This window comes from Microcoleus sp. BR0-C5, from assembly GCF_036705045.1.
Lineage (GTDB): Bacteria > Cyanobacteriota > Cyanobacteriia > Cyanobacteriales > Microcoleaceae > Microcoleus.
Genome location: NZ_JAUBTR010000095.1, coordinates 1 through 21595 on the forward strand (window position 1 = coordinate 1; position 21595 = coordinate 21595).

Below are 21595 nucleotides of genomic sequence, written 5' to 3' on the forward strand. Positions count from 1 at the left end.
GCCCGTCCAAAAAGGACGGGCGGGACGCCCATCCCACTTTCAAGAGTGGAAGTTATTTAATTCTCATTCCTTAATTTAAGTTGGTCGGTTTGGCGAGCGATAAAATGGTTTTTTCACCACACTAGCCGGATAGTTTTTCCCGCGAATTTCGATTTCTAATTGCTGACCGATTTTAGCTAATTTTGCGGGAACAACCGCGAGGCCCACTGCCCGATTCAAAGTAGGCGATAATGTACCGCTAGTAACTTCTCCTACTGTTTCGCCTTCAAATATTACCGGATAGCCGTGGCGCGCAATGTGCCGCCCCTGCATTTCTAACCCTACCAACCGCTTTGATACTCCACTCGCTTTTTGCTGTTCCAAAACCTCACGCCCAATAAAATCGCCTTTGGTGTCGAGGTGAACTACCCAACCCAATCCAGCCTCTAAAGGTGTGATATTGTCGTCGATATCTTGACCATAAAGAGCCATTGCTGCTTCTAAACGCAAGGTATCTCTGGAACCCAAACCGCAAGGAACAACGCCCGCAGCTAACAATTTTTGCCACAATTCTTTTCCTACTTCGGCATCCACCATAATTTCAAACCCATCTTCGCCGGTGTAACCAGTTCTGGCGATAAAACTAGGCTGTCCCAACAGATTTGTTTCTAAGTGGCCGAATGCCTTAATTGGTGCGAGGTTGTCTTCTACAAAAGGCTGGAGATAGTTAACAGATTCTGGCCCTTGAATGGCAATTAAAACTTTATCTTCGGAGATGTCTGTAAAACATAGTTCGCTCAATTCTAAGTGCGTGGTGATCCATGCTTTGTCGGCGAGGCGAGTGGCCGCGTTGACAATGATTACTGCACGTTCTTCGTTAGTGATAGCATCTGGTTCTTGGCAGTAGAAAATAATGTCGTCTAAGATGCAGCCTTTGGCATTTAGCAAGACTGTATATTGAGCTTGACCTGGTTGCAAGCGGCTCAAGTCTGAGGGTACTAAGGGTTGAATTTTTTCTATTAGTTGTTTCCCTCTTAAACCAAATTTTCCCATGTGGGAAATGTCGAACATTCCTGCTTGCTGGCGTACTGCTTGGTGTTCGCTGCTGATGCCTGCGTACTGTACTGCCATCTCCCACCCGGAAAAGGGCACCATCCGGGCTTTGAGTTCTAATGATAGGTCGTACAGAGGCGTGCGGGCAAGTTGGCTCGGACTCTCTGGATTGTTGGGTTCAGTTGACTTTGCCACAGGTAGCGCTTTGGTTGCGGGTAGACTGTTTTGATTTTACGGGAAAATTGCTTTTCAGGGTGTGTAGCGCGATCGAATTTAAGGACACGGCAATGCTGTTTCGGTACAAGTCGCGATCGAATTTAACGACAGGGCAATGCTGTTTAGGTACGAGTAAGGACACAGCAGCGCCCAAAGCGTGTCAACTTAACGTCAAAAGTAGTATCAGTATACCGTCTACCGATGAGCCCCTCGATCCCCCCGGCGCCAAGGGCGGGCACGGGGGCACCGCCCCTACGAAGGGGAGTAGGGGGTGGGACAAGAGTCTTCTCTTTAGTCCCCCTTATTAAGGGGGATTTAGGGGGATCTAGACTGGGGTAAAAGCTATATTTATCAACAGTTTTAGTCTTAAGTTGACACCAATGAGCAGTGCTGTTTCCCTAATCTTGATTTATGGAGAATAGCGGGCTCGAACCGCTGACCCCTACAATGCCATTGTAGTGCTCTACCAACTGAGCTAATTCCCCTTTCTTTTCGCGCTCTCAATCATGCCTTAACTGACCAATATTTGTCAAGCTTTTTGGGGAAATTAGTTTTGAGCCTTCGGCTGGCAAGGCTTTCGGCTTTTTTTCCACAAAACTCTCCTCGCTTCTGGACAATGGTCAATCGCCTACTATCATTTAGTAAGTGTGTTGGGATATTTCGCTCAAATGGCTCAAACAAGACCCCATGAGGAAGTAGACGACTAGCAGAGCGGCGGCTGAGACCGCAACTAGGGTGCCGGCTAGCATTAGTGAAAATTCCCGTTGCGCGATCGCCTCTTGCATTAAGTGCAAAGACCAGGCAACGAGGGCAACGTCAATTATTAAAATAGGAACCAGCATAAGTTACGATTTGTAACAGCTTACCTATTGTAACAAAACTTTTCGCTTCGTGCAGATCGGCTCACCTGTATTTAACTTTTGCTGTAAAACCCGAAGGGAGCAGCGGAAAGCTACTGAGAAAAAACTATAGCTTTTGGTGATAATTACAATATGCAAAGTAAATGAGAGCTAGCTCAGCTTTTTAGGGCGGTTGTGCGATCGAGGCGGGCGATCGCGCTTTTTTGAGGGGGTAGGGTGCGTTAGCGAAGCCCTCGAAGAGGATCGACCTTGGAGTATAACTGATTTGAGAGCAGAAGGTCTGAGCCGCTGTTGCACTTGGATGCTGTAAAATTAACTTTATTAACCTGCTTGAAAAGATGACAAATCGCTCTACTCGCGCCATTTTTCACAGCAAAACACTCAACACTGCTTTGCGTGCTTTTAGCTTTCCGCAAGATATGGAACAGCGCCGCCAAAAATTGGGAACGTGGATTGCTGCACTTAAAACGGGTACGTTAGACGAAGTTAAAGAAGTTTCGCTGCACGGCAATTTTATTAATGATATTTTTCAGGATGTTTTGGGATATTGCTCGATAATTCAAGGTGCGGGGAAAGCTTGGGAAATTAACGCCGAACAAACGATATCTGATGGTGGCGGTTCTGCTGACGGGGCGATCGGCTTTTTTACTGCTGCTGGCAATCCTAAAGGTAAATCCGTGTCTCTGCAAGGTAAAGTGATTGCTCCGATCGAACTCAAGGGAGCGAAAAATGATTTAGACCGTCCCGCATCCGGGCGATCGGAATCAGCAGTTGACCAAGGTTGGCGCTACGCTAATTATACACCCGATTGTCGCTGGATTATTGTCTCGAATTATCGAGAGTTGCGACTTTATCATACCAATAAAACTCCTGCTTATTACGAACAATTTTTTCTGACTGACTTGGCGGATATTGAAGCTTTTAAGCGGTTTTACTTTCTGCTGTGTCGCCGCAATTTTTTGCCTAAAAACCAAGAACAAACAGGTTCTGTTATTGACAGACTGTTAAAAGACTCTGACGAAGCTCAAGAAGAAATTACCAATAAATTATATCAAGAGTACAAAGCAATTCGACTCGCTCTCGTCAAGCATTTTCGTTTTTCTGGGCCGCAGGATATCCCCAACCGCGATCGCGTACTCATCGAAAAAGCTCAAAAAACTTTAGACCGTGTTTTATTCATTGCTTTTTGTGAAGATAAAGGGTTGCTGCCGCCAAAAACCCTCAGCAACGCTCACGACCACAAAGACCAATACAATCCTAGATTAATTTGGGAAAATTATCAATCTGTATTTCGCTGGGTAGATGTCGGAAATGATGACCCTCCTGTACCGGGATACAACGGCGGTTTATTTAAATTCGATCCGGTTTTAGACGCACAATTGACTGTGCCAAATCCCTTATGTAGTCTCCTTAATAAGCTGACCCGATTTGATTTTGATACCGAAGTTTCCGTCGATATTTTGGGGCATATTTTCGAGCAGTCTGTTACAGATTTGGAAGAATTAAATACTGAAACTGCCGGACAGGAATACAATCAGAAAAAAGGCAAGCGAAAAACTCAAGGTGTGTTTTACACGCCAGCTTTTATTACTCAGTATATTGTCGAGGTTTCTCTTGGCGGCTACTTGCAACGGCGAGAGCAAGAATTGCGCGATTGCTTCCTAATTGGCGAAGCTGCTGAAGTGTCGGTTCAGCCCCCAAAGAAAACTGCAATTAAGTTTTGGAAAGCGTATCGAGACGAGGTGGTGCAAAAAACGCGCGTCATCGACCCGGCGTGCGGTTCGGGTGCTTTTTTGATTGCGGCGTTTGATTATTTGATGCAGCAGTACGAAAGAGTCGATCGCGAATTGAATGCTTTGGGATGTCAGCCAAAAAACGGCAACTCGCTGGAATTTGACAGAAGCATTTTAAGCAACAACCTGTACGGCGTAGATTTGCTGCCGGAATCGGCGGAAATTACCAAACTTTCGCTGTGGTTGAAGACGGCCCAAGCGGGTAAAACGCTGACTTATTTGGATGATAATATTAAAGCGGGAAACTCGATCGTCGCTGACAGTAATGTAGCAGATACAGCGTTTGATTGGCAAGCTGAATTTCCCCAGATTTTTGCTGATGGCGGTTTTGATGTTGTCCTTGGCAATCCGCCTTACGTGCGGCAGGAGTTTCTGTCTCCAATTAAACCATACTTGCAAGCAAATTATGAATCATATAACGGCGTAGCAGACCTTTATACTTATTTTTATGAACTCGGGTTAAACATTCTCAAGCCGGGGGGAGTGCTTTCGTATATTGTCACAAATAAATGGCTGAGGTCTGGATACGGTGAACCTCTACGCAAGTTCTTTGCCAGTCAAGGTTTACTAGAGCAAATTATTGATTTCGGACACGCGCCAATTTTTGAGGATGCTGATACTTTTCCCTGTATTGTCGCAGTCAGAAAACCTAACGCTTCTCTATGTATCTCTGAAACTGAAAGCGAGATTGAGCCAGGTAAATCTGAACCTAATTCGCCTGTGATTGTTTGTCCGGTTCCGCGCGAGGAACTTGCTAATATCAACCTTACACAATATGTTCAACAACACGGCTATCAAATTTCGCGAGATCGTTTCACTGCGAATGCTTGGAGTCTGGAACCTCCTGCTGTTGATGAGTTGATGCAAAAAATTCAACGAGTAGGTGTTCCGCTCAAAGATTTTGCAGGGGTTAAGCCTTATCGAGGTATTTTAACAGGATTTAACGAAGCTTTTTTTCTTGATGAAGCCACTAAAAATAGTCTAGTTAGAGCTGACCCTAAATCTGCTGAAATCATCAAGCCCTTATTGCGAGGTCAGGATATTAAACGCTGGTATCCTCAATGGGATGAAATTTGGGTAATCTTCGCTCATAGAGATATTGAGATAGAAAACTATCCTATGATAAAATCTCATCTGGAAAAATATAGAACTAAGTTAGAAGCACGATCTGGTAAACAATTATGGTGGCAGTGGCAAGCATCGCCATCTTTTTGTAACCTATTTCAACAGCCTAAACTTATCTATCAGGAAATTCAGTTTCATCCAGCATATAGCTATGATAATAGGGGCCATTTGACAAACAATAAAGCTTTCATTATTCCGACCTCTGAATTCTATATCTTGGGAGTGCTTAATTCACCACTCATGTGGTGGCACAATTGGCGGTATTTACCGCACATGAAAGATGAAGCACTGACTCCGCTTGGCGAATTGATGGAAAAGCTTCCCATCGCACCACCAACTGACTCAATTAGTGCCGAAGTCGAACCAATTGTCACCCGTTTAATAGAAATCGCTAAAACCAATCAAGAAACTCACGGAGATGTCTTGCAATGGCTGGAAATCACTTATTTAATTGATAAACTAGGACAAAAACTCGAAGATTTTTCTGCCATTTCCTTGGCGGAATTCGTAGCAGAAATCAGAAAGCGAATGCCGAAAACAAAATCCTCCGATCCTCTCGGCGTGGCTGGACTAAAAGCAGTCCGCGAAACTTATAATCAATATGCACCGCTGATTCAATCTTCCAAAGCTGAGGCGTTGAGGCTCGAACACCGTTTATCCGACTTAGTTAATCAAGCTTACGGATTGACACCGGAAGAAATAGATTTGATGTGGAAAACAGCACCTCCGCGAATGCCGATCGCCCGACAGATTTGATAGAATGTTATATTTTAGATTGTAAACCTTTGAGAAAGTCGAGAACAGTTTTGGATTGATTGCATTTATAATAAAATAACGGTTAAAAGAGGAAAGCCAATGGTGACGAACCTAAATGTAGATACGGCCCTGCTGCAAGAGGCGATCGAACTGGAGCGAGAAATTGCCATCGAAACCTTAGTTGAAATCGCCTTGCGCGAATACATTCAACGCCGCAAACAGCCACAGAATCTCGAACTGAGCTTTGGAGAATCTCTCAATCCATTTCGTGAAAAATATCAACTGCATGAACTGGGTTTAAATCCTGATGAAATTTGGGGAGATATTCGCGATCGAACTTTTGTAGGACGCGAGGTCATCTTTGAATGACGCTGCGTTATTTACTCGATACCAATATTATCTCCGAACCTGTTCGTCCTCTTCCGAATGCCAATGTGATGACTCAACTAATGGAGGCAAAATCCACTGTTGCGATCGCCTCGATCGTTTGGCAAGAAGTTCTGCTAGGCTGCTATCGGATGCCAGACTCTAAGCGCCGCCGCGCGATCGAAGCCTATCTTCAGGAAGAAGTGAAAGTAAAATTACCAATTTTACCTTATGCCCAAGAAGCGGCTGAGTGGTTCGCTAAAGAACGAGCCCGACTTATTCCGATCGGTCTTACACCGTCTTATGCTGATGGGCAAATTGCAGCGATCGCTAAAGTCAATAATCTGATTCTGGTGACACGAAATGTTGCTGATTATGCAAACTTTCAAGATTTGGCGATCGAAAACTGGTTTTCTTAAACTCCATTCCTGCTTATTAAGCGCATCCATTGTGGTATGAACTTGTCCTTGGGGCAGGGTGAAGCATTTGGGCATAAAATCAAAGGAATGATTAAACCGCAGAGAGCGCAGAGGACGCTGAGGAAGAGAAAAGAGAGATGAGAAAATTCGATACCAAGGGATTTGATATGAAGATGAAAAAAGGGGCAACTCGCGTCGCCCCTAAACTATTTAACCAGCTACAAAATTAAACTTCCACAGCGATCTTTTGTTCCGAAGCCTCCGGCGAATTCGCTTCACTTGGCGGCACAACTTGCCAGAACTTAGGCAAATATTCCGACCAATTTGCTAAAATCTTCTCAGCTTTCTTGCTGCCAGTTCGATCGCACTGAGCCTCAATCAACTCCTTCAATTGCGCCTCCCCAGCAGCCGTAGAAACCCGCTGCATCTTCACAATCTCCCCGTTGACATGAGCCGGGAAAGTCCCATCTTCATCGAGGAAATAAGCCAAGCCGCCCGTCATTCCAGCGCCGACGTTGCGGCCGACTTTTCCTAACACCACAATCGCGCCGCCAGTCATGTACTCGCAGCAGTGATCGCCCGCACCTTCAATCACAGCTTTCGCCATCGAGTTACGCACCGCAAACCGTTCGCCAGCTTTACCCGCAGCCAAGAGAGTTCCCCCCGTCGCGCCGTACAAACAAGTGTTACCGACGATCGCATTTTCGGAAGCATCATAAGTTGCACCAGCCGGCGGTGCGATCGCAATTTCGCCGCCGTGCATCCCCTTACCAACGTAGTCGTTAGCTTGGCCTGACAGTCGCAGCGTCATCCCTGGCAAATTGAACGCGCCGAAGCTTTGGCCGGCGCTGCCGGTGCAGTTGAGGGTGATTTCACCGCTAAAACCGGTGTTGCCGTGTTGCTGTGCGATCGCACCTGCTAAACGTGCGCCTACAGTGCGATCGGTATTCACCAATTTTACACTCTTGCTAACAGTGCCGTGATTGGCGATCGCACTTTGAATCTCCGCATCCGCCAGCAAATCGTCGTCTAACACAGGCCCGTTGGTGTGTACGTCGCCGTGGATCAAGAAAGAGCGATCGCTCTTAGTATCCGGCAACTTCGTCAAACAATCCAAATTAATCGCTTGAGTTTTAGTTAGTTGCACTCCCTCGCGCATTTTCAACAAATCCGCGCGGCCGATGATATCTGCGATCGACTTATAACCCAATTTCGCCAACAAACTCCGCACTTCTTCTGCTACGAAATAGAAGAAATTAACCACGTGTTCCGGTGTTCCGGGGAAACGTTTCCGCAAGTGTTCTTGTTGAGTTGTCACCCCCACCGGACAACTATTCATGTGGCAAACGCGAGCCATAATGCAGCCTTCTGCAATCATTGCCACCGTGCCGAAACCGTACTCTTCGCCGCCCATCAAAGCGCCTACAATCACGTCCCAGCCGCTTTTAAAGCCACCGTCAACGCGCAGCAGAACTCGATCGCGCAATTTATTTTCCATCAGCACCCGGTGCACTTCTGTCAATCCGAGTTCCCACGGAGAACCTGCGTGCTTAATCGAACTCAGTGGCGAAGCACCGGTGCCGCCGTCGTGGCCGGAAATTTGAATCACATCAGCATTTGCCTTGGCGACACCAGCGGCTACAGTCCCGATGCCGACTTCCGACACCAACTTCACCGAAACTCCTGCTTTCGGATTGATTTGGTGCAAGTCAAAAATCAACTGGGCCAAATCCTCGATCGAATAAATATCGTGGTGAGGAGGAGGGGAAATCAGCGTGACACCCGGTTTCGATCGGCGCAAATAAGCAATGTACTCGCTCACTTTCGCCCCCGGTAATTGACCGCCTTCACCCGGTTTCGCACCTTGTGCGATTTTAATTTCGATTTGTTGGGCGTTCATCAGGTACTCAGGAGTTACCCCGAAACGTCCAGAAGCTACCTGTTTGATGGATGAAGAAGCTGTATCGCCGTTCTGCAAACCTTTTAAGTGAGGTAGCGTTTGTGAGAAGCCTGCCGCGCTCACATCGTTTAGCACTTTGTAGCGCACCGGGTCTTCGCCGCCTTCGCCGGAGTTCGATTTGCCGCCGATACGGTTCATGGCAATCGCGAGAGTTTCGTGGGCTTCCGGGGACAAAGCGCCGAGGGACATACCGCCGGTGGCGAAGCGCTTGACAATATCTGCTACAGATTCTACGTCTTCGATCGCAATGGAAGGGCGATCGCTCTGGAAATCCAGCAAATCCCGCAAAGCCGTTACCGGGCGATTTTCGAGCTGTTTCTTGTAAACCTCGTAGTGATCGTAAGCCGTTTTTGCCTCAGTGCGATCGTCCCCGCTAGCGCCAAGGACTGAATTACCGTTACCGTTGCTTCCTTCTTCCTCTTCCCTTCTTCCTTCTTCCTTCTTCCTTCTTCCTTCGTTAAAAGTAGTTACAGCCTTGTGCAAAGCCTTCGCCATTTCCGGGCTGTTCATGTGATATTCACCACCCCGGCGATACTGCACAAAGCCGTAATTTTCCAGCTTTTTGAGGTGCAATTCTGGGAAAGCCTGACTGTGGAAAGACATTACCTCGTTAGCCAGTTCCGCCACAGTCAAACCGCCGATGCGGGAAACAGTGCCTTTGAAACCCAAATCGAGCAAATCACCGCCAATGCCGATCGCCTCAAAGATTTGGGCCCCCTGATAGCTAGCCAGCAGCGAAATCCCCATTTTCGACATAATCTTCAGCAGCCCATTTTCCACCGCTGTGCGGTATCTAGCTTGAGCCTGCGTCACGGTAATATTGGGAACTTTGCCATGCTGCATCAAGTTTTGAGTCTTGCTGTCCGACCACCAGGCGCGCACGCTTTCCAATGCCAGGTAAGGGCAAACAGCCACCGCCCCGTAACCAATCAAACAAGCGAAGTGGTGAGTGCTCCAACATTGGGCGGTATCCACAACGAGCGAAGTTTGCATCCGCAGGCCGACGCTAATTAAGTGGTGGTGAACCGCGCCAACTGCCAGGAATGGCGGAATATAAGTACATTCAGCACTCAATCCCACACTAGATAAATCTCCCTCTTCCTTCTCCCCTCTTCCTTCTTCCTTCTTCCTTCTTCCTTCTTCCTTCGATGGTCGATCGCTCAAAATCAGAATTCTCGAACCCTCGCGCACCGAAGCCGCCGCCTCTTGACAAAGTTGCTCGACTGCGGTTTTCAAACCTCCAGGCCCGGCAGAAATTTTGTAAAGCGTTGACAATTCCGTAGCTAGGAAAGACTTTTGCTCTTTCAAGAAAGATAGTTCCGCGTCGTTGAGTACGGGGGAATCAATTTTTAGCAGCTTGGCATTTTCCGGCACTGCTTGCAGTAAATTGCCCCGCAGCCCCATATTCATTGTCAGCGACATCACCATCCCCTCGCGCAGGGGGTCGATCGGCGGATTTGTCACTTGAGCGAACCGCTGTTTGAAATAGTTGTACAGCAACTGAGGCTTTTCTGACAACACAGCCAAGGGAACGTCGTCGCCCATGCAGAAAGTCGGTTCTTTCCCAGAACTCGCCATCTCGACGATTACCATGTCCAAATCTTCTGCTGTGTAGCCGAAAGCAGTTTGGGTTGCTAACAGCGTTTGCGAGTCGAGGGTTGCTGTTTCGGCAAAAGGCTGCGGTTGCAAGATTTCGCGGTTTTGTTTCAGCCATTGGCCGTAGGGGTGGCGCTTAGCAATTCGCTGTTTGAGTTGCCAATTTTTGAGAATTTCCTTGGTTTGCAGGTCAACTGCAATCATTTGTCCTGGCCCCAAACGGCCTTTTTCGACAATATCTGCTTCGGGAATATCGACAACTCCGGCTTCGGAAGCCACAATTACCAAACCGTCTTTAGTAATGCAGTAGCGGGCCGGCCGCAAACCGTTGCGATCGAGCGTAGCACCTACTTGTTTGCCGTCGCTGAACACCAGCAGCGCCGGGCCGTCCCAAGGTTCTTGAATGCCGCTGTAATATTCGTAAAAATCGACAATTTCTGGATAGTCAGCCAAATCCGGCTGATTTTTGTAGGCTTCGGGTACCAGAATTGTCAGGGATTCTAGGGGGGTGCGGCCGGAGTGCACCAACAACTCCATCACGTTGTCCAAGTTTGCCGAATCGCTGCTTTCGGGATTGACAATTGGGTTGAACGTGTCGATATCAGCTTGAGTCCAATTCGGGTGAGCTAAATTCGCTTGCCGCGCCTTCATCCAGGTAATATTGCCCAACAGCGTGTTAATTTCCCCGTTGTGTCCCAGCAAGCGCATCGGCTGGGCTAAGTGCCAGCGGGGCATGGTGTTGGTGCTGAAGCGCCGATGATAGACGGCAAAGGAGCTTTTATAAGCAGGATTTTTCAGGTCTTGGTAAAATTCTGCCAGTACGGCCGATCGCACCATGCCTTTATAGATGATCGTGCGACAGGAGAAAGAGCAAGTATAAAAGTCTCGGCGGGTAAAGTTCGGGCGATTTGACAGCGCGTGTCCGATCGTGCGGCGCGCCAGAAATAGATGTTTGTCGAGTTCGTCTCCGGCTAAGTGCGGTGAACTGACTATTACTTGTTCGATTTGAGGTTGATTTTCTCGCGCTTGCTCGCCCAAAACCGATGGTACGATGGGAACTTTGCGCCATCCCAAAACTGTGAAACCGCGATCGGTCAGAACTTGCTCAACCACCTGCCGCGCTATAGTGGCTTGAAATTTATCTTGAGACAGAAACAGCATCCCCACGCCGCAGTTTTCTCGTGCGGGAGGCACAATTCCCTGTTCGGCCAACCAAGCATCCAGCAATTCCCAAGGAATCGCGGTCATTAAACCCGCACCGTCGCCGGAATCCGAGTCAGCGCTGCAACCGCCACGGTGTTCTAAACAAGTTAAAGCTGGGAGCGCTTTCTCAATAATCGAGTGGGTGGCTTCACCGCTTTGGTTGGCAATAAACCCCACACCGCAGGCATCTCTTTCTTCCACTAACCAGCTTTGGCCGGCATAGGGAGTTCCTCGCTCAGTCTGATGCACGTTTCTGTTTGGATCGATCGTGTTACCCATGTTGATTGAATGTTATTTCCGTGATTGTGTGGTGGATGCGTTTTTATAGCTCGGAGAGAGAAGGCTGCCGAGCGGTGGGAGCCTAGTAAACTTTAAAACAGCACATTGCAAGCTGATTTGATAAAAATTTACGTCGATGCTGCCTGTACTTAGCACTAAAACCCTGTTTGCAGATTTTAACTCTTTTGGCGTAAGTCCCGCGCTGTAATTGTACTCAATTGGGCGTCGGGATATAAGCTTTCGCAAGGCTTGTGAAAAAGAGCGACAAGTTCCTATTTCTCTAGCAAAAAACGTGTTAAATAATATAAGTGGTTGCGACCCACCCACTCGACTGCAAACAACAGGCGAAAGTAGCAGTAAGATGCTTGCCCAGGACAACTGCGAGAGAAAGGGGGAAAGAACAGACCGCTGGTTGGCAAGGTACGCCCTGTTGTGAAATATAATCCATGTTTGTTGTACGAAATAGTTTTTTGCCTTGGGAAACAGGGTTTCTGCGTGGGTTCCCTAGGAAGGGATAAAGGGTGTAAAAGCCCAAAGATGCTGTGTCAGACTCGGATCGTCTTGGGTGACGAATACCCAGCAATGGGATACCCAACGCCCGCAACGGCAAACGAGACACGAAGCCCGAACTATAACGGTATTCCGTTTAGGTTGGGTATTTCACATTATCTCGCTCGCATCGCTTCGGAGATGTCTCCTAGAATACCCTGCTGTTAAAAAGCAGTGATTCTTTGGGAAATCGCCGCCCTGCAACTAGATACATTGCAGGCGCTTCCCTACGGGATAGCTGCGCTTCACGAGTTTTTTGTGTGTTTTTTTCCTGAGTCCGCAAGGGTAGCCTTGCGGACTCAGGTAGATAGTAACTTTAGCGTTATTTTGCTTGCTGCGCTGTTGAGTTGCTTTCGTCAGCGCCTGCAGACACAAAAGCCACCTGCCCGCTCAGTCGGTAGGTGCAATGTAGGAGCGCGGTTCACAACTCGTGAAACCTGTCTGATTGTGAAGTCAACTATCAAGCCGCGAACATCAAGTGTATCAAAAAATTGATAAAATTTCACCCATTACAGTCAGAGCTTGCGCGCAACTCTTATAAGCGATAGTCCAGAACCCAGGCTAAGATGCCTAGCCGAAAAAGGTTGACAGTTGTCCATAACTCTAATTGAGAATTTTTTACCCACAAAGTTTTGTCCTCTCAAATCCGTTGGCATCGGAATTATTCATCTCTGTCTTCCCTTTCTCTGTATCCTCTGCGTCAAGAGCGGTTTAATCATTCCCATACAACCAGAATGGATATCACTCATCAATGCAGGCTATTTCAAGGATTTCTGACACATTAGGAGGAACTTGCTCAAAATGTTGGGTGCGATCGATCTAGGTAAACTAAAGTTAAAAAAACAGAGAAAAACTTGACAGTGGAAGCATCAAGGATCAAGGAAGTAATGTAGGGATAAGCTATTACACATTTAAACCAATAACGATAAAGGTAGAGTGCGTCAGCTATAACACTTGCGGGATATGGGAAATACTTATGTACGCTCCGCACCCTACTATCCTCTTTTAAATGCCCAACAGCTTAGTGATTTCGGCTGGGGAAATATCCAATATCTTAATTCACATATCTTGATTCACAAACACGCCAGAACACGCCAGTCAGTTTACACTCATAGTATAGCAATCCTCGCATCATTTGCATAATTATTGTAGGGGCAATCCCACGCCCGGTTGCCCGATAGATAGGGGATAGGCACTCTTAGCACTACCCCTACAAATTTATCTGGATCATTTAGGATTGCTATATGCCCTATGCCCATGAGTACCTCATCTTTCTGAGAAAGGCTATAAACCTCGAAAAACCCCCAATAGTTGCCCCAATAAACCGAGAAAAAAAACCGATCAAAAAACAGGTATCTTAAATCGAAAAGCCTGATATAACAAGAGTTAACTGCTCGGATTAACATTTAAGAAATACTCGTTTTTTTTCAGATCTTGTACGTTATTTGGTGCTAATGGCTATTATTAGCGTTCTAAATTTTGGGAGACTGTACGGAATTTAAATTTAGATTTAATGGGCTAATTAAGAGTTGATGCTAACCTACGTTATCTTTATACAGGTGAACAAAAGAAACTGGGCGCACCTCGCAAATATGATGGCAAGGTTGACTACCATGATTTGAGTCGTCTTAATTTGGTTAACCTAATAAAACCGGGAATTTCACTTTATACATTGGTGGAAGGCGAGTTGTTGTTTAAATTACCCAGTTAGTGTAGCTTGTATCTCTGATGTTCAAGCTAATGGTAAAATTAAAAATGCTTGATTATTTAGCACTAATATTCACTTACCACCTGAGCCAATTCTTGAATATTATCAGGCTCGTTTTCCGAGAGAATTTGTTTTTTTTGATTCCCAGCAGTTTACGGGATTGTGTGATTGTGAAGCTCGTCATTTACCATGGATTTGTTTTCATTTTTATGCCAGTTTTATTGCCTTAAATATAGCCAAAATTTAACTCTCTAGTTGTCATTCATCTGCTAAGTCCTTTGTGTTTTCAATCTGTTCTTATAAACTGCTGTAATTCAATAAACACTTACTTTCTACCTTTATTGACAAGTTAGATTAAGACCCGGATTTGATTTGAAATCATCCTAATCTTCCTTCAGTCTTGTCTTAGGGTACTCTGGCTGCTTAAAAACTGTCCGGAGTATTGTAAGCTGTTCGACATTCAAACTGCAATATTTGTGGGCCAGACCCCATACTGCAAGGGGTGGAGGCAATAAATTTAAATGACTAACAGCTTAAATTTAACTCTCTACTTTGTGGTAGCAATCCCTAACTTAGCTCCCTTAATTCTGCGTAATCGATCCATAACTTCCACCACATTTCCGTGATTGACGCTTTTATCCGCATTCAGCACAATTAATGAGTTCGGATTTGACCCCATTACCTGTCGCACTGTACTCTCAATCTGCTCTAAGCTGACTAACTTTTTATCAACCATTAATTTTCCCTGAGCATCAATGGTGACGGTAATTTTAGCAGGCGAGTCCTGAACTTGAGAAGTTGCTGCTTTCGGTAAATTTACGGGCAGACCTTCGGATTTGGATAAAGACAAAGAGGAAACAATGAAAAACGTCAATATGGCGAAGGTTACATCAATCAGTGGCACGATGTTGATCTGGGGAATACTCTCAGGTTCATCGGGTAGGCGCATAATTAGATTCTCTTGGTAGTTTTTCGTAGCGGTGACGGTACAATAGCTCTAGCTGGCCTCCGGCTTCCTGCATAAAAGCTATCTGCTGTAAGTAAAACCCACGAAACATATTGGCAAATACGAGCGTAAAGATTGCCACCACTAACCCCATTGCCGTAGAAACGAGGGCTTCGCTAATCCCCCCGGTAACGCCCGCGGCATTGGTGCCTGCAGCATCTCCCAGTTTGAGGGAGTCAAAGGTGGTAATTAAGCCCAAAACTGTTCCGAGCAACCCAAATAGCGGGGAGAGGGTGATAATGGTGTCAAATATTGTATTGAATCGCTTCAAAACGGGGATTTCTGCCTGAGCTGCACTCTCTAACACCAAACAAAATTCTTCGATGTTGGGCGAGTCTAATTCTAATGCTTCCAAAAAAATTCGGGCTAAGGGCAAATCAGCGTTTACTTGTAACTTTTTGATGGCGGAATCCGGGTTTTGACTGTAAAGTTTTAGCACTTCCCGGACGACCCGCCGCTGTCGCCGATTCACTTTAAACCAAAAGACAAGACGCTCTAAAATCAGTGCGACTGCTGCGATTGACGAGGCAAGCAGCGGCCAAGAAACAATGCCCCCAGCGCGAAAAATGTAAATGAAATTATCCATTAGTTTGTATTCTCGTTAGCTGTGTTGAATGATCGCAAGCTGCCTAATGGTGCAATTAGCCCGATCGAAGGTTGGTAGAGTTTCTGCGTCAAGTCGGCACAAGTGATTCAGGCTGCGAATTATTTCACTCAAGTGCGATCGCGATCGCGATCGCACCAACGCACTACCTGTATGTGACTATCTTCGTCTGTACCCAAAATGCTCCTAATGTGATCCCGATCGAGAGCGCGACAGATTGTTCTGCCAGTGCTTCTTTGCTAAATATTTGCGTTAGGACTTGACAATAATCTTCAATAATTTAAAAGATTCTCAACTAGGTTTCCACAAAATTCAGGGTTTGTCAAGTCATGATCCACCCGTTTAAATAACAATTAGCTATTAATCTACTAAACATAATTATATTTACTTATTTATAAATTTTGATGAAAAGCTTGAGAATGTGGAAATTTGTTGGTAGATTACGGGGTAGAGTATTGCAGTTAAGGCATTTTGGAACCTTACCCGGCCAGAATCAGAACATAGACAGCACCCATAAGAGCAACGTAGACGCCCCCAAAAGCAATGCTGATTGGTAGCGTCTAGTCGCTATATCAAAATTAAATAATGAAAATAAATTGCAAGAGTCTTGAACAGGGTGACAGTCTTCTTATAGGATGGGTAAGTTCATCATTGATAGCAAGCTCAACCCGTATTTGGTAGCTTGTTTCGGGTTATGTCGGGGAGTCGAGGATGTTGCCATCCATAAAGGAGAGTGAGAAGGCATGAGTTTTTCAAATATTTCGGCGACGCAAAGACAACAACAAGAAGAAGCTCTCAAAAAAGTTCTGGCGATCAGTCTGTTAGCCTCAACCTTACTGCACGGTGTCGCGCTGCCGTTGAGCCTCAACTTGGTCAAACCTGCTGAATTTTCACAGGATTCTATTGAAGTTGTTGTGCTTGATGAGCCTAAAGTAGAGGAAACCCAGCCAGAGCCGACTATTCCAGAAAAGGCATCTCCTCCGCCTGAGACGTTCAAACCAGAACCGCCACCAGAGCCAACTCCCGCAGAGGAGCCACCGGTAGCGGTAACGCCACCGCCGATTCCAGAGGAGCAGCCGGTAGCGGCAACGCCCCCGCCGATTCCAGAGGAGCAGCCGGTAGCGGTAACGCCCCCGCCGATTCCAGAGGAGCAGCCGGTAGCGGTAACGCCCCCGCCGATTCCAGAGGAGCAGCCGATAGCGGCAACGCCCCCGCCGATTCCAGAGGAGCAGCCGGTAGCGGTAACGCCCCCGCCGATTCCAGAGGAGCCACCGGTAGCGGTAACGCCACCACCAACTCCTATCGAGCCTTCCCCCGCACCTCAACAGGATTTCAATTCCCCAGAAACTCCTAAAACCCCGATCGCCCAGGAACCCGAAACCCCTTCGCCCGATCCTCCAAAAAGCGAACCACCCGTTACCGCCTCCCGCCCCAAGGGTGCTGGAAGTTCCACAGACTTTACAAAAGATGCTGGAAATCCCAACTCCTCCGACAGCCCTGAAAACCAGCCCCCTGCTTCGGCGGGTAGCGGGGAACCTTCCTCAGAGCCATTAAATCCTTCTTCCGGCCCCATACAACGATCGCCCGCTGCTGGGTCGCCAGTCACAGCTACTAGGCCAGGAGGCAGTGGAAATTCTGGAAGTGCGATCGGGGATGTAGGAAACCCCTCCTCCTCTGATAGCCCCGGAGCAAGTGCCTCGAACTCACCATCGGGTGCCAGCAAAAATGGCGACATACCTTCTGATGAGCCATTTGCGGCTGGTTCGGGGCGATCGCCCCGAACACCTGCGGCTGGCTCGCCAGTCACGGCCACCAGGCCAGGAGGCGGCGGAAATTCTGGAAATGCGATCGGAGATGTAGGAAACCTCCCCTCCTCTGGTAGCCCAGGAGGTGGAGGCCCAGGAGGTGGAGGCCCAGGAGGCGGAAGCCCCGGAGGAAGTGCGTCGAACTCATCACCCGGTGGAGGTGGAAATGGCGGCGGGGGTTCGTCAGGGCCATTTGGCAGCGGTTCGGGGCCAGTGCCAAAACCGACAAATCCAGGAAGAGGGGCGGGTCCTTCGCGCCCTCCCGGCGCGCCTCTGACCACTTGCATTAGTGGCTGCGGTAAACCTGACTATCCGATCGCAGCCAGAGAAGAAGGGCGCCAAGGCCAAGTGGAACTCATTTGTGACATTGACCCCAACGGTAAGACCTTCAACATCAAGATCGTGACTCCTAGCAAATACAACGACATGAATCGCGCAGCGATGAAACAAGTACAAGAAAGGAAATATGCCCCATCAGAGAGTGGCATTCAAGGAGAAAGAATAGTCATTATCTTCCGGCTCACTGACTAGGGATTTTTTTGATACTCTAGCAAGTTGGCTGGGAATTCTATAGCACCGTCCCAGGAATAGCAAAGTTAAAACTTGAATTTTTTTTGAATTATGAATTTGGGAATGTCGTCAGCAATATTAAGTAAACTTCAGGGAGTTGGACTCGCTCTATTACTTGGTTCCAACTTGGGAATTGCTTTGTTGTTCGCCAACCCTGACAGCGCAATGGCAGGAGTAATTACTTTACCGGATGGCGGACGTTGCGAGGGAGAATTGAGTGAGGGAAAACTCAGCGGCCCCGGCATCTGTCAATATGCCAACGGCGATCGCTACGAAGGCCAATTTCTCAATGGCCAACCTCACGGTCAAGGAATTTATACCTTTAAAGAAGAAGGTCGATACCAAGGAGAATTTGCCTTGGGTGAATTCAACGGTCAAGGTGTCCGGGAATTTGCTAACGGCAACCGCTACGAAGGTACTTTTAAAAACGGTGAGTTCGATGGTATAGGCACTTTTACCTCAACTAACGGCATTCGTTACGAAGGCTCTTTTACGAGTGGTTCTCCGAGTGGTCGAGGGGCTTTTACATTTAGTAATGGCACTCGTTGCGAAGGAGATATTAAAGAAGGAAAAGTTAACGGCAAAGGCGTCTGTCAATATGCTAATAAGAACCGCTACGAAGGAGAGTTGCTGAATAACTTGTCTCACGGACAGGGAATTTATACCTTTGCTGAAGGAGGCCGTTATGAGGGGCAATTTAGTGAAGGGCAGTTTCACGGTAAAGGGGTTCGCGAATATCCGAACGGCAACCGCTATGAAGGAGAGTTTGTCAAGGGCAACACTCAAGGTCAGGGGTTGTTTACTTTTAAAGAAGGCGGACGTTATCAAGGGTCGTTTGACAATGGAGAATTTAGTGGTGAAGGTGTCCGTGAGTTCGCCAATGGAAATAGCTATAAAGGCACTTTTGTCAAGGGTAAGATGAGCGGGAAAGGAGTTTTCATTTTTGCGAATGGCGATCGCTGCGAAGGCGAATTTAGCGATGGTCAGTTCAACGGCAAAGGTACCTGCATTTACGCCAATGGCGATCGCTATCAAGGTGAATTCCTCAACGGACAAAAACACGGTCAAGGTTCTTATCTATATGCAGATGGAACGAAAGTAGAGGGAACTTGGCAACAGGGGCAGCTTAAAAAATAATCCTATAACCTATAGCCTTTCTCAACAAGATGAGGTATGACTGACAGCTTATATGACCACTAAACTAAGAGGGCTGAAGCCCAACTACGTCCGCTCATCTTTCTGAAAACCGCTATATCTCGCCCTACTTGTTTCCCCCCCCTCCTCACCAATGACATTATGCGCTTTGCAGCCGGTTGGTGAGCGTCGGGGAGGGCTTTTCAATACCAGATCCGATTTACATAGGGTCTTTTTTCGGATTTTCTGGATTTCTCGAAGAGGTGTTATTTTTTTAACCGCAGATGGACGCAGATAGACGCAGATAGGTTACGTTTTTGGGGATTGGATTTGGTATAGTTTTCTCCCTTCTTCTGCATAAAATGGCTTTAAATCCTCGGCGTTTTGTTTTTGCAGCTTGTTGAAAATGCTGCACAGTCTCAGTTTAACCCTAGCAAATTAATTTTCAGTGTTTATACAACTAAAAAAACAAAGCCGGCGGATTGTCTCGTTATTAACGAGTTTTATTTTAGTTTTGCTCCTCAATAATGGGGTTCAATCTGCGCCTGAAATTGGCAATCAAATTCTTTGGGATACCTATGGAATTCCACATATTTATGGAGAGAATACTAAAAGCCTTTTCTACGCTTTCGGGTGGGCGCAGATGCAAAGTCACGGTAATCTGATTTTACGTCTTTACGGGCAAGCTCGCGGGCAAGCTGCCGAATTTTGGGGCGAAGATTATCTGGAATCCGATCGCTGGGTGCAAACTATGGGAATTCCTAATCGCGCTAATGCGTGGTATGAATCACAAACTCCCATTTTCCGCAACTATATCGATGCTTTTGTTGGCGGAATGAATGCCTATGCAAAAGAACACCCAGAGGCACTCACGGAAGAATTAAAGGTAGCATTGCCCCTCAAACCAGTAGATGTATTGGCACACGCGCAACGCGTCATCAACTTTACTTTTATAGTCGAGCCAGAGCGCGTTGAAAGTCTCGCTGAAAATGACACCCCCAAAGGCTCTAATGGTTGGGCGATCGCTCCTTCGCGTTCTGAAAGCGGCAATGCCATGCTATTGGCAAATCCTCACCTTCCTTGGTCGGATTTATATTTATGGTACGAAGCACAACTGATTGCCCCAGAAATTAACGCTTACGGAGCGACTCTCGTCGGATTTCCTGTATTAACGATCGCCTTTAATGACAATTTGGGGTGGACTCATACTGTCAACACTCACGATGGCTGGGATGCCTACGAATTGCCCCTCGCTAACGATGGCTATCGCTTCGATGGCAAAATCCGCAGTTTTGACAGAGAAGAGAAGGTTTTAAAAGTCAAAGAAAAGAATGGGAATTTGCGATCGGAATCTCTAGTAGTGCGGCGTTCTGTTCACGGGCCGATTCTCACAGAAAAACAGGGCAAAGCGATCGCCCTGCGCGTTGTCGGACTCGATAAACCAGCAGCCCTTCAGCAGTGGTGGGATATGGCACGATCAAAGAATTTTTCTGAATTTGAAACCGCTTTAAAGCGCTTGGAAATTCCCATGTTTACTGTCATGTATGCCGATCGTGAGGGGCATATCATGCACTTGTTTAACGGTCAAGTCCCCATTCGCAAAAACGGAGATTTTAAATACTGGTCAGGCACCATCCCCGGCAATACGTCAGAGACTTTGTGGAGCAAAAATCATCCCTATGCAGATTTGCCGCGCGTTGTCGATCCGCCCAGCGGTTGGTTGCAAAATACTAACGATCCGCCTTGGACGACGACGTTTCCCAGCCCGATCGCACCCGATAATTATCCCGCCTACATGGCACCGCGTGGCCCGATGGATTTGCGATCGCAGCGATCGGCAAAAATGCTCTTAGAAGATGAAAAAATCTCTTTCGCTGAATTGATGCAATACAAACATTCCACTCAGGTAGAACTCGCCGATCGCCTCCTCGATGATTTAATTCCCGTCGCACGGCAAGGCAGCGAAAAAGCGCGCCGCGCTGCGGAAGTTCTCGCCACTTGGGATCGCAAAGTCGATGCTGACAGTCGCGGTGCGGTGCTGTTTGCCTTTTGGAAAAAAGCGATGGATGCCGATCGGTTATTCGCCAAACCTTGGAGCGAAGATGCGCCGCTAACGACGCCAGACGGGTTGGCAAATCCTGCGGAGGCGGTGCGGGTGCTGGAAGCGACAGCAACCAAAGTTGAGGTAACTTATGGCGCGTTAGATGTGGCATGGGGGGAAGTCTTCCGATTGCCTGGGGTGGCGAATCTGCCTGCAAATGGAGCTGACGGTGCTTTGGGTGTATTTCGCTCAGTCTGGTTCGCTCCACGGAAAGACAATCGCTTTCAAGCGGTTGCGGGCGATTCTTTTGTCGCTGCGATTGAGTTCTCGAATCCGGTGAAAGCGATGGCGCTAAACAGTTACGGCAACGCCTCTCAACCTGGTTCGCCCCACGCCGGCGATCAGTCGGAGCTCTTTGCTCGCAAGGAATTGCGCCCTGTATGGCGATCGCGATCAGAAATTGAAGCTCACCTGAGTTCGCGCCAGAAACTATAGGAGAAGGAAGAAGGAAGAAGGAAGAAGGAAGAAGGAAGAAGGAAGAAGGAAGAAGGAAGAAGGAAGAAGGAAGAAGGA

The 21595-nt window shown here is 47.3% G+C and carries 12 protein-coding genes and 1 tRNA gene; 7 read left to right on the top strand and 6 right to left on the bottom strand.

The window, feature by feature from the left end; genetic code table 11:
- Positions 1 to 75 precede the first annotated feature (75 nt).
- From gcvT to QUB08_RS28390, 3 genes are all read right to left on the bottom strand, one after another.
- Positions 76 to 1227 carry a glycine cleavage system aminomethyltransferase GcvT gene (gcvT, locus tag QUB08_RS28380; RefSeq protein ID WP_333229174.1) on the bottom strand — a complete coding sequence of 384 codons (1152 nt, stop codon included), beginning with the start codon at positions 1225 to 1227 and terminating at the stop codon, positions 76 to 78.
- A gap of 433 nt (positions 1228 to 1660) precedes the next feature.
- Positions 1661 to 1733: transfer RNA gene (locus QUB08_RS28385), tRNA-Ala, on the bottom strand.
- Positions 1734 to 1886: 153 nt separating this feature from the next.
- Complete coding sequence (locus tag QUB08_RS28390) at positions 1887 to 2090, bottom strand: hypothetical protein (RefSeq protein WP_333058474.1); 204 nt, start codon at positions 2088 to 2090, stop codon at positions 1887 to 1889.
- A gap of 356 nt (positions 2091 to 2446) precedes the next feature.
- On the opposite strand from QUB08_RS28390, the gene QUB08_RS28395 reads away from it, so the two are divergent.
- From QUB08_RS28395 to QUB08_RS28405, 3 genes are all read left to right on the top strand, one after another.
- Positions 2447 to 5782, top strand: coding sequence for an Eco57I restriction-modification methylase domain-containing protein (locus tag QUB08_RS28395; protein ID WP_333229176.1), 3336 nt, complete (start codon positions 2447 to 2449; stop codon positions 5780 to 5782).
- Between the two features lie 99 nt (positions 5783 to 5881).
- Entirely contained in the window at positions 5882 to 6151 is a 270-nt protein-coding gene (locus QUB08_RS28400) for a type II toxin-antitoxin system VapB family antitoxin (RefSeq protein ID WP_333229178.1), read from the top strand.
- Complete coding sequence (locus QUB08_RS28405; protein WP_333229180.1) at positions 6148 to 6567, top strand: type II toxin-antitoxin system VapC family toxin; 420 nt, start codon at positions 6148 to 6150, stop codon at positions 6565 to 6567. The genes QUB08_RS28400 and QUB08_RS28405 overlap by 4 nt, the downstream gene beginning before the upstream one ends.
- 226 nt (positions 6568 to 6793) lie before the next feature.
- Here QUB08_RS28405 and QUB08_RS28410 read toward each other — a convergent pair whose 3' ends face one another.
- The 3 genes from QUB08_RS28410 to QUB08_RS28420 all read right to left on the bottom strand — a co-directional run bounded on the left by QUB08_RS28410 (position 6794) and on the right by QUB08_RS28420 (position 15454).
- Positions 6794 to 11605, bottom strand: coding sequence for a glutamate synthase-related protein (locus QUB08_RS28410; protein WP_333229182.1), 4812 nt, complete (start codon positions 11603 to 11605; stop codon positions 6794 to 6796).
- 2804 nt (positions 11606 to 14409) lie between these two features.
- Positions 14410 to 14811 carry a biopolymer transporter ExbD gene (locus QUB08_RS28415; RefSeq protein ID WP_333229184.1) on the bottom strand — a complete coding sequence of 134 codons (402 nt, stop codon included), beginning with the start codon at positions 14809 to 14811 and terminating at the stop codon, positions 14410 to 14412.
- Positions 14795 to 15454 carry a MotA/TolQ/ExbB proton channel family protein gene (locus QUB08_RS28420; protein WP_333153564.1) on the bottom strand — a complete coding sequence of 220 codons (660 nt, stop codon included), beginning with the start codon at positions 15452 to 15454 and terminating at the stop codon, positions 14795 to 14797. Before QUB08_RS28420 ends, QUB08_RS28415 begins: the two co-directional genes overlap by 17 nt.
- A 71-nt stretch (positions 15455 to 15525) precedes the next feature.
- Here QUB08_RS28420 and QUB08_RS28425 point away from each other — a divergent pair, with 71 nt between their 5' ends.
- The 4 genes from QUB08_RS28425 to QUB08_RS28440 all read left to right on the top strand — a co-directional run bounded on the left by QUB08_RS28425 (position 15526) and on the right by QUB08_RS28440 (position 21517).
- Complete coding sequence (locus tag QUB08_RS28425) at positions 15526 to 15735, top strand: hypothetical protein (protein WP_333153563.1); 210 nt, start codon at positions 15526 to 15528, stop codon at positions 15733 to 15735.
- Between the two features lie 480 nt (positions 15736 to 16215).
- On the top strand, positions 16216 to 17808 hold the full coding sequence (locus QUB08_RS28430) for a TonB family protein (RefSeq protein ID WP_333229186.1): 1593 nt from the start codon (positions 16216 to 16218) through the stop codon (positions 17806 to 17808).
- A 102-nt stretch (positions 17809 to 17910) separates the two neighbouring features.
- A complete protein-coding gene (locus QUB08_RS28435; protein ID WP_333229188.1) occupies positions 17911 to 18984 on the top strand; it encodes a hypothetical protein in 1074 nt (357 codons plus the stop codon).
- Positions 18985 to 19429: 445 nt separating this feature from the next.
- Positions 19430 to 21517 (top strand): acylase, encoded by a 2088-nt coding sequence (locus QUB08_RS28440; protein WP_333229190.1) that lies wholly within the window; start codon positions 19430 to 19432, stop codon positions 21515 to 21517.
- Positions 21518 to 21595 lie beyond the last annotated feature (78 nt).

Coding starts and splice junctions, on each gene's coding strand:
- QUB08_RS28435 (WP_333229188.1), top strand. CDS start 17,911: ATGTCGTCAGCAATATTAAGTAAACTTCAGGGAGTTGGACTCGCTCTA.
- QUB08_RS28410 (WP_333229182.1), bottom strand. CDS start 11,605: ATGGGTAACACGATCGATCCAAACAGAAACGTGCATCAGACTGAGCGA.
- QUB08_RS28400 (WP_333229178.1), top strand. CDS start 5,882: ATGGTGACGAACCTAAATGTAGATACGGCCCTGCTGCAAGAGGCGATC.
- QUB08_RS28390 (WP_333058474.1), bottom strand. CDS start 2,090: ATGCTGGTTCCTATTTTAATAATTGACGTTGCCCTCGTTGCCTGGTCT.
- QUB08_RS28405 (WP_333229180.1), top strand. CDS start 6,148: ATGACGCTGCGTTATTTACTCGATACCAATATTATCTCCGAACCTGTT.
- QUB08_RS28415 (WP_333229184.1), bottom strand. CDS start 14,811: ATGCGCCTACCCGATGAACCTGAGAGTATTCCCCAGATCAACATCGTG.
- QUB08_RS28430 (WP_333229186.1), top strand. CDS start 16,216: ATGAGTTTTTCAAATATTTCGGCGACGCAAAGACAACAACAAGAAGAA.
- QUB08_RS28420 (WP_333153564.1), bottom strand. CDS start 15,454: ATGGATAATTTCATTTACATTTTTCGCGCTGGGGGCATTGTTTCTTGG.
- QUB08_RS28395 (WP_333229176.1), top strand. CDS start 2,447: ATGACAAATCGCTCTACTCGCGCCATTTTTCACAGCAAAACACTCAAC.